At 72.1% G+C, this 11,708-nt stretch carries 11 protein-coding genes and 1 riboswitch; of the genes, 4 read left to right on the top strand and 7 right to left on the bottom strand.

The genetic code is table 11. The annotated features are described in order from the left end of the window. Window positions 1-138: 138 nt before the first annotated feature. The 4 genes from ACGFH9_RS04595 (at window position 139) to ACGFH9_RS04610 (ending at window position 5,210) form a co-directional block, all read left to right on the top strand. Entirely contained in the window at window positions 139-2,016 is a 1,878-nt protein-coding gene (locus ACGFH9_RS04595; protein ID WP_393215196.1) for a M14 family zinc carboxypeptidase, read from the top strand. An 87-nt stretch (window positions 2,017-2,103) separates the two neighbouring features. Continuing rightward, window positions 2,104-2,168: riboswitch (cobalamin riboswitch) on the top strand. A gap of 108 nt (window positions 2,169-2,276) precedes the next feature. Further along, window positions 2,277-3,206, top strand: a complete 930-nt coding sequence (locus ACGFH9_RS04600) for an ABC transporter substrate-binding protein (protein ID WP_393215199.1) — start codon at window positions 2,277-2,279, stop codon at window positions 3,204-3,206. Between the two features lie 154 nt (window positions 3,207-3,360). Continuing rightward, window positions 3,361-4,425 (top strand): FecCD family ABC transporter permease, encoded by a 1,065-nt coding sequence (locus ACGFH9_RS04605; RefSeq protein WP_393215287.1) that lies wholly within the window; start codon window positions 3,361-3,363, stop codon window positions 4,423-4,425. After that, window positions 4,422-5,210, top strand: coding sequence for an ABC transporter ATP-binding protein (locus ACGFH9_RS04610; protein WP_393215202.1), 789 nt, complete (start codon window positions 4,422-4,424; stop codon window positions 5,208-5,210). The genes ACGFH9_RS04605 and ACGFH9_RS04610 overlap by 4 nt, the downstream gene beginning before the upstream one ends. A gap of 14 nt (window positions 5,211-5,224) precedes the next feature. Here the strand turns inward: ACGFH9_RS04610 and ACGFH9_RS04615 are convergent, their stop codons facing one another. The 7 genes from ACGFH9_RS04615 to ACGFH9_RS04645 all read right to left on the bottom strand — a co-directional run bounded on the left by ACGFH9_RS04615 (window position 5,225) and on the right by ACGFH9_RS04645 (window position 11,612). Continuing rightward, window positions 5,225-5,989, bottom strand: a complete 765-nt coding sequence (locus ACGFH9_RS04615; protein ID WP_393215205.1) for a VOC family protein — start codon at window positions 5,987-5,989, stop codon at window positions 5,225-5,227. Between the two features lie 94 nt (window positions 5,990-6,083). Then, on the bottom strand, window positions 6,084-6,821 hold the full coding sequence (locus ACGFH9_RS04620; RefSeq protein WP_393215208.1) for an ABC transporter permease: 738 nt from the start codon (window positions 6,819-6,821) through the stop codon (window positions 6,084-6,086). Window positions 6,822-6,832: 11 nt separating this feature from the next. Then, the gene (locus ACGFH9_RS04625) at window positions 6,833-7,756 is read right to left on the bottom strand and encodes an ABC transporter ATP-binding protein (protein ID WP_393215211.1); all 924 of its coding nucleotides are present in this window, start codon (window positions 7,754-7,756) and stop codon (window positions 6,833-6,835) included. Beyond that, window positions 7,753-8,079 (bottom strand): transcriptional regulator, encoded by a 327-nt coding sequence (locus ACGFH9_RS04630; RefSeq protein WP_355235706.1) that lies wholly within the window; start codon window positions 8,077-8,079, stop codon window positions 7,753-7,755. Before ACGFH9_RS04630 ends, ACGFH9_RS04625 begins: the two co-directional genes overlap by 4 nt. Next, window positions 8,076-8,714: a transporter gene (locus tag ACGFH9_RS04635; protein ID WP_393215214.1), complete on the bottom strand. Its 639-nt coding sequence runs from the start codon at window positions 8,712-8,714 to the stop codon at window positions 8,076-8,078. Before ACGFH9_RS04635 ends, ACGFH9_RS04630 begins: the two co-directional genes overlap by 4 nt. Window positions 8,715-8,849: 135 nt before the next feature. Beyond that, window positions 8,850-11,093 (bottom strand): HelD family protein, encoded by a 2,244-nt coding sequence (locus ACGFH9_RS04640; protein WP_393215217.1) that lies wholly within the window; start codon window positions 11,091-11,093, stop codon window positions 8,850-8,852. A gap of 324 nt (window positions 11,094-11,417) precedes the next feature. Beyond that, a complete protein-coding gene (locus ACGFH9_RS04645) occupies window positions 11,418-11,612 on the bottom strand; it encodes a hypothetical protein (protein WP_393215220.1) in 195 nt (64 codons plus the stop codon). Window positions 11,613-11,708 lie beyond the last annotated feature (96 nt).

The raw sequence follows: 11,708 nt of genomic DNA on the forward strand, positions 1-11,708 counted from the left end.
TCAGCGATAGAAAATCATTGCCGCCGCGATGGTCAACCTGGGATGGATTTCGCGGTGATCAATATTGAGATGACCATGTGACTGGTGGTGAAGTGTGCATCACCGAGCGGGATCCTCCGCCCTCTGAGGAGGTAGTCCATGGCCCTCCGCCCACCTCACTCTCTCCGCCGCGTCCTGGTGCTCGCCGTCGTCACCGGACTGGGAATCGTCACCGTCGCCGCCGGACCGGTCGCCGCCCAGCCGGCGCCGGACCGGACCGCCGAGTCGGCCGCCGCCGGCTACCGGGTGCTCGGGCCCCGGACCCTCGCCGACCGCAACGCGGTGGCCCGCACCGGGGCCGCCATCGACTACTCCGAGCACGGGGTGCTGCACGTCTCGGCCACCGCCGCCGAGGCTGCCGCCATCGGCAAGCTCGGCTTCCGGCTGGAGCCGCTCGCCCCACCGCCCAACGCCGAGCGTGGTGCCGGCGAGGTGGGCACGCTGGCGTTTCCGCCCGCCGACTCCAACTACCACGACTACGCGGAACTGACCGCCGTCGTGAACCAGGTGGTCGCCGACCACCCGGCGATCGCCCGCAAGATCAGCATCGGTTCGTCGTACGAGGGACGCGACCTGATGGCCGTCAAGATCTCGGACAACGTCGGCACCGACGAGAGCGAGCCGGAGATCCTGTTCAACTCCCAGCAGCACGCCCGTGAGCACCTGACCGTCGAGATGGCGATCTACCTGCTCGACCTCTTCACCGACAGCTACGGCAGCGACTCCCGGATCACCGGCATCGTCAACAGCCGGGAGATCTGGATCGTGCCGACCGTCAACCCGGACGGCAGCGAGTACGACATCGCCACCGGGTCGTACCGGTCCTGGCGCAAGAACCGCCAGCCCAACAGCGGCTCGTCGAACGTCGGCACCGACCTGAACCGCAACTGGGGCTACAACTGGGGCTGCTGCGGCGGCTCCTCCGGGTCGACGTCGTCGGAGACCTACCGTGGCCCGTCCGCCTTCTCGGCGCCCGAGACACAGGCGCTGCGCAACTTCGTCAACAGCCGTGTCGTCGGCGGCACCCAGCAGATCAAAGCCAACATCGACTTCCACACCTACTCGGAGCTGGTGCTCTGGCCGTACGGCTACACCACCGCGAACACCGCCACCGGGATGAGCGCCGACCAGTACAACACCTTCGCCACCATCGGCCAGCAGATGGCGGCCACCAACAACTACACCCCGGAGCAGTCCAGCGACCTCTACATCACCGACGGGGACAGCCTCGACTGGATGTGGGCCACCCACAACATCTGGGCCTACACCTTCGAGATGTACCCCGGCTCGTCCGGCGGCGGGGGCTTCTACCCGCCCGACGAGGTGATCACCGCACAGACCACCCGCAACCGCGAAGCCGTTCTCCTGCTCAGCGAGTACGCGGACTGCCCGTACCGGGCCATCGGCAAGCAGTCGCAGTACTGCGGCGGTGGTGGCGGCACCACGGTCTGGTCGGACACCTTCGAGACCGCCACCGGCTGGACGACCAACCCGTTCGGCACCGACACCGCGACGCTCGGGGCGTTCGAGGTGGGTGCCGCCCAGGCGACCACCTCCTCCGGAGCGAAGCAGCTCACCGCGTACGCCGGCTCCAACGACCTGGTCACCGGCCGGCTCGCCGGGTCGGCGGCCGGTGACTACGACGTCGACGGCGGCGTGACCAGCGCCCGGTCGCCGGCGGTGACCCTGCCGTCGTCCGGCACGCTGACCCTCTCGCTGGCCTGGTACCTGGCGCACGGCTCGAACGCCTCGTCGGCCGACTACCTGCGGGTGAGCGTGGTGCACAACGGCGGCACCACGGCGCTGCTCACCCAGGCAGGTGCGGCCACCAACCGCAACGGGAGCTGGACGGTGGCGAGCCTCAACCTCACCCCGTACGCCGGGCAGTCCGTCCGCATCCTGGTCGAGGCGGCGGACGCCTCCGGCGCGAGTCTGGTGGAAGCGGCTGTGGACAACGTCACCATCACGGCCTCCTGAGCGGGTGGGGCCCCGTACCGCCCCTGCGGGGCCCCACCACACGCTCCTGAGCCTGCGCTACCGTCTTATCGACCACTCCGCAGCGAAGCCGGTGTGAAACCGGCGCTGTCCCGCAACTGTGATGCCCCGCCTGACGGTGGGGACGAGCCAGGTCGCCTGCGGCGGGGTCGCGACACGCGCTCTCGAGGAAGGGCGCCTCGTGGGCGGGCGTACGAGTCCTGTCGGCGAAGCACCACACTCCTCGACCGACAGGAGGCCCCATGTTCAGACGTACCCCTCGGCTGTTCGCCGCGACCCTCGCGGTCGCCGCGCTCGCCCTCGGCGCCTGCGCCGAGAAGACCGACGACAAGCCGGCCGCCGGCACCGCGGCCGCCAGCTACCCGGTGACGGTCGGCGCGCTGACCCTGGCCAAGCGTCCCGAGAAGATCGTGTCGCTGTCGCCCACCGCCACCGAGATGCTCTTCGCGATCGGCGCGGGCCCGCAGGTGAGCGCCGTCGACGACCAGTCCAACTACCCGGCCGACGCGCCCAAGACCGACCTGTCCGGCTTTCAGCCGAACGCCGAGGCGATCGCCGGCAAGAACCCCGACCTGGTGGTGCTCTCCAACGACACCAACAAGATCGTCGACCAGCTCGGCAAGCTGAAGATCCCGGTGTACCTGACGCCGGCGGCGACCACCCTCGACGACTCGTACCGGCAGATCACCGACCTGGGCACCCTGACCGGGCACGCCGACCAGGCCGCCGACGTCGCCAAGCGGATGAAGGACGACATCGCCAAGCTGGTCAAGGACCTGCCGCAGCGCACCGAGAAGCTCACCTACTACCACGAGCTGGGCCCGGAGCTGTACAGCGCGACGAGCAAGACCTTCATCGGCTCGATCTACAGCCTCGTCGGCCTGACCAACATCGCGGACCCGGCGGACGCCGACGGCAAGAACGGCGGCTACCCGCAGCTGTCGCAGGAGGTCATCGTCAAGGCCGACCCGGACTTCGTCTTCCTCGCCGACTCCAAGTGCTGCCAGCAGAACGCCGACTCGGTCAAGGCCCGCAGCGGCTGGGCCGGGCTCACCGCCGTGAAGAACAACCAGGTCGTCATGCTGGACGACGACATCGCCTCCCGCTGGGGCCCGCGCGTCGTGGACCTGCTCCGGGTGATCATCGACGCGTTCGCCAAGGTGCCCGCGTGACCGACCTCCGTCGGTGACCGGGACGCCGCCGGTGGCCACCCCGACACCCGACATCCCGCCGGCCGGGACGCGATCCTCGTCCCGGCCGGCCGGGCCGCCCTCGGCCGCGCGCCGGCCGGGTGGCCCGGCCCCCGCCGCGCACCGGCCCGGTGAGCTGCCCCCGGCGGCGTCCCGGCCAGCCGGGCTGCGTAAACGCTGGCTGGTCGCCGGTGTCATCGCGGTGCTCGTCGCGCTCGTCGCCGGGGTGTCGCTCGGGCCGGTCAGTCTGCCACCGGGCAGCGTCGCCGCCGAACTGCTCAACCTGATCCCCGGGGTGCACCTCGACAGTGGACTGAACCAGCGGGAAATCGCCATCGTCACCGAACTGCGGCTCCCCCGGGTCGTGCTGGGCCTGCTCGTCGGCGGTCTGCTCGCTCTCGCCGGTGGCTGCTACCAGGGCGTCTTCCGCAACCCGCTGGCCGACCCGTACCTGCTCGGCGTCGCCGCCGGCGCGGGCCTCGCGGTCACCGCGGTGATCGCCCTCGGCGGCGTCGGGCGGCAGGGCGCGATCTCCGGACTGCCGTTGACCATTCCGCTTGCCGCGTTCGTCGGCTCGCTGCTCGCCGTGACGATGACCTACCTGCTCGGGGCGGCCGGCGGACGGGTCCGGTCACCGGCGATGCTGATCCTGGCGGGGGTGGCGGTCTCCGCGTTCCTCTCCGCCGGGCAGACGTACCTGCTGCAACGGCACTCGGACAGCATCCAGCCGGTCTACTCCTGGCTGCTCGGCCGGCTCGCCACGGCCGGCTGGCACGACGTGCTGCTGGTGCTGCCGTACGCCACCCTGACCACCGTGGTCGTCCTGCTGCACCGCCGTGAGCTGGACGTCCTCGCGGTCGGCGACGACGAGGCGAGGAGCCTCGGGCTGCACCCGCAGCGCTCCCGCTACCTGCTGATCGCCGCCGCGTCGCTGGGCACCGCCGCAGCGGTCTCGGCGACCGGTCTCATCGGCTTCGTCGGCATCATCGTGCCGCACACCGTCCGACTGCTCGCCGGATCGAGCTACCGGGTGATCCTGCCACTGTCGCTGCTGTTCGGCGGCGCGTTCCTGGCCCTGACCGACGTGGTCGCCCGTACCGCCGTCGCCCCGTCCGAGGTGCCCATCGGTGTGGTCACCGCCCTGCTCGGCGGCCCGTTCTTCGTCCTCGTGCTGCGGACCGCCCGCCGGGTGCTCACGTGACTCCGGAGGTGCCGGCCGTCGAGGTCCGCGAGCTGCACGTCAGCCTCGACGGCACGCCGATCCTCACCGGCGTCGACCTCACCGTCGCCGTCGGCGAGTGGGTCACCATCATCGGCCCGAACGGCGCCGGCAAATCGACCCTGTTGCGCGCCGTCGGCGGCCTGCTGCCCGCGCCGGACGCCATCTCCCTGTTCGGTACGCCGAGCGCCGCGCTGCGCCGCCGCGAACGCGCCCGGGTGGTGGCGACGGTGACGCAGTCCCCGGTCGTACCGCCCGGCATGTCGGTCCTGGACTACGTGCTGCTCGGCCGCACCCCGTACATCCCCCCGCTCGGTCGTGAGTCGGCCGCCGACGTGGACGCCGTCCACGACGTGCTGGACCGCCTGGACCTCACCGGTTTCCACCGCCGTGAGCTGGCCACCCTCTCCGGGGGCGAGCGACAGCGGGTCTTCCTCGCCCGCGCGCTCGCCCAGGGCGCGACACTGCTGCTGCTCGACGAGCCGACCAGCGCGCTGGACATCGGCCATCAGCAGGACGTCCTGGAGTTGGTCGATCAGTTGCGCCGCGCACACGGCCTGACGGTGCTCGCCACCATGCACGACCTCTCCCTCGCCGGCGAGTACGCCGACCGGTTGGTCATGCTCGCCGACGGGCGGGTGGTGGCGACCGGCACGCCGCACGAGGTGCTGACCGAACACCTCCTCGCCACCCACTACCGGGCCAGCGTCCGGGTCGTCCCCGGCACCAACGGCCCCCTGGTGGTCCCCGTCCGCCCCCGCCCGTAGCCGGACACTGCGGGTCAGGTGCCCAGGTCGATGACCGAGAAGAGAGCGCCCTGGGGGTCGCGGAGGGCGGCGAACCGGCCGGTCGGGATGTCCCGGGGCGGCACCAGGATGGTCCCGCCCAGTTCGCAGGCGCGGGCTGCGGCGGCGTCCGCGTCGGTCACCGCGAAGTACACCGTCCAGTACGCCGGCAGGTCGGCCGGGTAGCCGTCGCCCAGCGGCGGCATCATCCCGGCGACGATCCGCTCGCCGAGCCGCCACCCGGTGTACGTCATGCCGCCCACCGGCTGCTCGTCCGGCTGCCAGCCGAACACCAGCTCGTAGAAGACCTTCGCGCCCTCCGGGTCGGGGGTGACCAGCTCGTTCCAGCTCATCGCGCCGGGCACGTCGAACACCTCGGCGCCGGGCATCGCCAGCGGCTGCCAAACGCTGAACGTGGCGCCCGCCGGGTCGGCGAACACGGCCATCCAGCCCCTGTCGAACACCTCGAACGGCGGTACGACGACCTGCCCGCCGGCCCGTTCGACCCGGCCGGCGACCAGTGCGGCGTCGTCGGTGGCGATGTACGTGGACCAGATCGGCACCTGGTCCTCGATGGCGGGCGGACCCACACCGGCCACCGGGCGGCCGTCCAGCAGGAAGACGGTGTAGCCGCCCGCCTCGGGCTCCGGGGTCACCCGTCCGGTCCAGCCGAACAGTTCGGGATAGAAGCGCCGCGCGTCGGTCAGGTCCGGGGTGGCCAGGTCGGCCCAGCACGGCGTGCCCGGCGGGACGGTGCTCACGTCAAGACCCCTCTCGGCCGGCGGCCACGGGCGGGCCCCCTGCGGGAATCCTGGCACCGTCCCGCTGTGGCACGGGGCGGAAACGGACGAATCGTCAGCTGAACCGGCGACCTTCGTCCCGCCGGTACGCCCAGGCGGCGAGCGAGGCGAGGAGCACCACCCAGACACCGAGCATGATCAGCGCCAGCGGTTCGACCCGGTAGCCGCCGACCGCCCACCACATCAGTTCGGCAGCGCCCCGGGTGGGCAGGAACGGCGCGATCGTCTCGATGAACCCGGGCGCGTCCCCCGGGGCGGAGAGCAGCCCGCCGCCGAACGCGAGCGGCAGGAAGACGACCTGCGCCACCACGATCGCCGCCTTGCTGGGTAGCGAGTAGCCGATGGCGAGGCCCATCAGCGTGAACGGCACCGAGATGACGGCCACGATGACGGCGGTCAGCAGGAACGCCGTCGGGGTGACCCGGGCCGGGGTCAGCGTCGCGCCGATCACCATGACCGGGATCAGCGACAGGTACGTCAACGCGAGACCGGCCAGCACCCGGCCAGCGAACCGGGGCGCTGGCCCGGCCGGCAGGGTCCGGGTGTACGGATTCCACGGCTGGTCGCGGTCCTCGGCGACGCCGACGCCGTACTGGAAGATGTTGGCGCTCATCACCGAGAAGGTGATCATCGACGCGGTGGCGAAGGTGGCGCCGACCGAATCGTCGCCCGTGAACGGGACCACGAAGAAGATCATGGCGGCGGCGGGGAAGAAGGCGCTGCCGAAGACGGCCACCGGAATCCGGATGATCTCCAGGAGCTGGTAGCGGGCGTGGACCAGGGCGAGCTGCACGGTGCGCCTCCTCAGACGGCGGTGGGTTGGCCGCTGGCGGCGGCAGCGGGTGGGGCCTGAGCCGGTGTGTCGGTCCCGCTGGTGAGGGCGAGGAACGCCTCCTCCAGCGAGGTGGACCGGACCTCCAGGTCGGTGAAGGCGACCTGGGAGCGGACCAGCGCGCGGACCAGCTCGTCGGCGTCGGTGGTGAGCAGGTGCAGACGTCCGTCGACCCGTTCGCTGCGGACGACTCCGGGCAGATCGGGCAGCTCGTCGGTGACCAGGCCGACCCGTCGTACGCCGACGATGCCGCGTACGGCGTCCACGGTGTCGTCGGCGAGCACCCGGCCCTGCCCGATCACCACCACGCGGCGGGCGAGCGCCTCCACTTCCTCCAGGTAGTGGCTGCTCAACAGGACGGTGCCGCCGTCGTCGTGGAACGCGCGGATCGCGTCCCACAGGGTGTGCCGGGCCGTGACGTCGAGGCCGGTCGTCGGCTCGTCGAGCAGGACGAGCCGGGGTCGGCCGACGAAGGCCAGCGCCACGGCAAGCCGGCGACGCTGGCCGCCGGAGAGCCCGCCGGTCTGCCGCCGGGCGAGGGCGCCCAGACCGAAACGGTCGAGCAGCTCGCCCCGGGGCACCGGGTCGGGATAGTGCGCGGAGACGAAGTCGACGACCTCGCCGACCCGGAGCGTGCCCGGAAGGCCGGTCTCCTGCGGGGTGACGCCGATCTGCCGCCGAGCCTCCGGGTCGCGCGGGTCGCGGCCGTTCAACTCGACCCGGCCGGAGGTGGGCCTGCGCAGGCCGACCAGCAGGTTCATCAGGGTGCTCTTGCCGGCGCCGTTCGGGCCGAGTAGGCCGACCAGTTCGCCGGCCCGGACCTCCAGGTCGACGCGGTCGAGGGCGAGGACGTCGCCGTACCGGCGGCTGACCTGGTCGGCGCGGGCGAGGGTCATGACTGCTCCTTCGACACTGTGGAGTCGAGCTGAGAGGGATCGAGCAGGGTGCGGATCGCTTCGGTGTACTCCTCGAACGCCAGCCGACCCCGCCGACTGAGCCGGATGAGGGTGACCGGGGTGCGTCCGCGATGGGTCTTGCTGATCTCGACGTACCCGGCGTCCTCCAGCTTGCGAAGGTGGACCGAGAGGTTGCCGGCGGTCATCGCGAGCAGTTCCTGAAGTCGTGGAAAGGCGATCCGGTCGCCGTCGCCGAGCGCGGAGAGCGCGGCGACCACCCGCAGCCGTGCCTGGGCGTGGATGACCGGGTCGAGTTCTGTCATGAACGTCCTCGCTGGCGCAGTCGGGCGATCGTCCCGGCGACCAGGATTCCGACGCCACCGGCCACCGAGATGACCAGTGCGTGCCAACCGGGCCCGGCGATCGCGCCGACCACGTTGATCACGCTGATCCAGACGCCCAGCCGGAAGAGGTCCCGGTCGAGCCAGATCGCGCCGCCGGCCATGTGCAGCGCGCCGGTGAACCCGACCGCCGCAGCCGACCAGAGCAGGCCCGCCAGGTCGTGCGGCAGGTGCTCGGACACCCGGCCGAGCGCCGCGTACACGCTCACCGAGCCCAGCGCCCAGGCGCACCCGTACCAGCGGCCGCGCACCGCCGAGTCGCCGGTCACCTGCCCGTACGCCCGCGCACTGGCCACCGCCTGGATCGCCCCGGCGACGATCAGCAGGGCGAAGAGCGCGGTCAGGGGCAGCCAGTCGGGCAGGGCGACCAGCACCCGACCGCCCGGCGAGGAACGCAGGAAGAACAGCCCGAAGCCGACCAACCAGGCCACGCCCCACGGCCAGTAGAGCAGCCGGGCGTCGGGCTGTAGCCGGCGAACGGTCTCTGCGCGCTGGTCGTCGATCAGTCGGAGTGCGGTGGCGGCGTCGGAGGGTGGCAGGTCGTCGTCGGGCCCCATGCAAAGTACTTTAAGGCGCAAAGTCGAGGCCGTGTGCCCCGTGCGACTGCCCGGTTGCCGACAGAGACGCCAGGCACTCGCCGGTCGACAGTGCCCGGGCTGCGTGTCCGACTCCCGGGCACGTCCGACAGCGACCTACAGCGGTACCGGCGCCAGCGGTGTGGCCTGTGGCGCGGTCGGCAGCGGCGCGGGCAACGGTTCGGTGTGCAGCACCGACAACCGGGACACCGCGCGGGTGAGCACCACGTACAGCCGGTGCAGCCCACGCGGCTCGGCCGCGACTATCGCGGCCGGCTCGACCACCACCACGTGGTCGTACTCCAGGCCCTTGACCAGCGTCGCGGGCACCACCGTGACCCGCTGGGCGGCCGTGACATCGTCGGCGGTCGCGGTGGTGACGCCGTCGGCGGCCAGCGCCGCGCGCAGCCCGTCGACCGCGTCGTCCGCGGCGATCACACCGACCGAGCCGTCGTGTGCGAGCGCGGCGCGCACCTCGGCCACCGTCGCCGCGGTCAGATCGGCCACGGTACGCACATCCAGACCGCCGTCGTGCCGCAGCGACTCTGCCGGGGGTACGTCCACCGCGAGCGCCGGCAGCAGCAGGTTGGCGAACGCGACGACTGCGGCGGGCACCCGGAAACCGACGGTCAGCGGAACCACCACGGCGTCCGGCTTGCCCAGGTGCCTCAGGGACTCCCGCCAGTCGGTCGCCGCCCACGGCGCGGTGCCCTGCGCGAGGTCACCGAGCAGCGTGACCGAGCCGTGCTCACTGCGGCGCGCGATGGCCCGACACTGCATCGGGGACAGGTCCTGCGCCTCGTCCACCACGACGTGCCCGAACCCGGAGGGCCGCTCCAACAGCCCGGCCGCCTCGTCGACGAGCACGGCGTCGGCGGCGGTCCAACGGGTGGCCTTCGGCGTACGGGCCGGCTTCGCCCAGACCAGCAGCTCCTGCTCGGCATCGCTGAGCAGCCCGTCCGCTGCGGCGGCCAGCCGGGGCGGGTCGGAGAGCAGTCCGTGCACCAGCCCCTCCGGAGTGAGCGCAGGCCACACCGCGTCCAGGAAGTCCACCACCGGCCGGCACCGGCCCATCCGGCGCAGCCACGCGTCGCCGGGCGACTCGGCCCGCCGTGCCTCGGCCTGCCGTTGCAGCAGACTCACCACCCGTGCCCTGACCCGCTCCCGGCCGGTGCCGTACGGCAGCCCCTCACGTCGGGTCTCCTCGACGATCCGGTGCAGCGGCTCCAACCCGATCCGCCACCGGAACGAGCCGTCGGAGACGGTGATCGAGTCGGTCGGCGTGCCGATCCGGGACTGCACGGCCCGGTGGAGCACCGTCGCCATCCGCGCGTCGTGCTTCAGCGCGGCGGCGGCCGGCGACTCCACCGCCCGGACCGGCACCCGCGAGATCAGCTCCTCCACGGTGGCCTGCTCGACCTCGACCTCACCCAGGGCCGGCAGCACCGCCGCGATGTACGACAGGAACGCCCTGTTCGGCCCCACGATCAGCACACCTGACCGCCGCAACCGCTCCCGGTGCAGGTAGAGCAGGTACGCGGCCCGGTGCAGGCCGACCGCCGTCTTACCCGTGCCCGGTGCCCCCTGCACGCAGATCGAGTCCGCCAGGTCGGCCCGGACCAGCTCGTCCTGCTCCGGCTGAATGGTCGCGACGATGTCGCGCATCGGCCCGACGCGCGGTCGCTCGATCTCGGCCGTCAGGATCCGACTGGCCGTGCCCAGTTCCTCGCCCCGGTCCAGCCGCTCATCCTCGAAACTGGTCAACACCCCGTTGCTGAACCCGAACCGCCGCCGCACCGCGACCCCCTGCGGGTCGCGAGCACTGGCCCGGTAGAACGAGCGGGAGACCGGTGCCCGCCAGTCCAGCACCAGCGGCTCGCCAAGCTCGTCGGTGACGTGCCGCCGCCCGACGTGGTACCGCCGACCAGCATGCTCGCTGCCGCTGCCGCTGCCGCTGCCGCTGCCGCTGCCGCTGCTCGCGCTGCCGGCACTCCTGCATGCGCTGCTGCTCTCGCTTGGGCTGCCGGCACTCCTGCTTGCGCTGGCGCTGGCCGGGTTGCTGATGGTCGGGCTGTTGCTGGTTGCCTGCGTCAGGCCGGTTGCGGTGTCCTCGTCTGGTGCCTGTCCGCCGAATTCGAGGCGGCCGAAGAACAGCGGCGTGGTGGGGTCGTCGGCCAGTTCGGCGACCCGGCGGGCGAGGGTGCGGCCGAGGGTCTCCGCCGCGTAGGAGTCGCCGGCGACCTGGTCACCGGTGGAGAAGAGGGCTTCGGCGCGCTCCCGCATCCGGCGTAGGGCCGCGCGGGAGTTGGCCAGGTGAGTGCGTTCGGACGCGAGATCCGTGTCGAGGTCAGGTGCGGGCATGCTGACGTCCCATCGTTCACATCTGCTGCTCGCTCGCGTTTCCGGGGGGCGGATGGCCGACCTCCCGGCGCGACGACGTCCGTTCCGGTGCAGCTCACCTCGGCCGTCAAGCGGGCTGCAACCCTACGCCTTCCCGGCCGCCCCTTCCACCGAATTACCGAGCCAACCACCCGGACGAGTCCGCGCGTCGTCGGGCGGTGTGGCAGCAACGCGCGACCTCGCCCGCCCTCGCGCGCCTGCCGGGCCGCCTGCCGGGCCGAGCTGCGAGCGGGAGCGTCGCCTCGGTGTGGGTGCCGTGACGTGTGGCGGGAGAACCGCTTGTGCTCAGCAGCGTCGGTGGTAGAGGTTGCGGCGTGGGGCGCGCAGCTGGTCCAGCCAGGCGGGTGGGAGGAATTCGGGCTGGCCGTCCGACGCGATGCGGACGACCCAATCGCCCTGGTGCAGGACTCGGTGATGATGCCCGCAGAGCAGGACCGCGTTGCCCAGGGTCGTGGCGCCGCCGTCGGCCCAGTGGCGCACATGGTTGAGTCGGCCCGGGGCGCGGTGGCGGCGTTGCCGCTGCTCCGTTTCCCCGGGCCGCTCTCCGAACCCGGCGTGCGACTTTCACCGCACCGG

The organism is Micromonospora sp. NPDC049102 (assembly GCF_043197485.1).
Lineage (GTDB): Bacteria > Actinomycetota > Actinomycetes > Mycobacteriales > Micromonosporaceae > Micromonospora.

What these genes read in the sequence shown, in the direction of transcription:
- ACGFH9_RS04630 (WP_355235706.1), bottom strand. Translation starts at nt 8,079, where the DNA reads ATGACAGAACTCGACCCGGTCATCCACGCCCAGGCACGGCTGCGGGTG.
- ACGFH9_RS04595 (WP_393215196.1), top strand. Translation starts at nt 139, where the DNA reads ATGGCCCTCCGCCCACCTCACTCTCTCCGCCGCGTCCTGGTGCTCGCC.
- ACGFH9_RS04640 (WP_393215217.1), bottom strand. Translation starts at nt 11,093, where the DNA reads ATGCCCGCACCTGACCTCGACACGGATCTCGCGTCCGAACGCACTCAC.
- ACGFH9_RS04600 (WP_393215199.1), top strand. Translation starts at nt 2,277, where the DNA reads ATGTTCAGACGTACCCCTCGGCTGTTCGCCGCGACCCTCGCGGTCGCC.
- ACGFH9_RS04635 (WP_393215214.1), bottom strand. Translation starts at nt 8,714, where the DNA reads ATGGGGCCCGACGACGACCTGCCACCCTCCGACGCCGCCACCGCACTC.
- ACGFH9_RS04625 (WP_393215211.1), bottom strand. Translation starts at nt 7,756, where the DNA reads ATGACCCTCGCCCGCGCCGACCAGGTCAGCCGCCGGTACGGCGACGTC.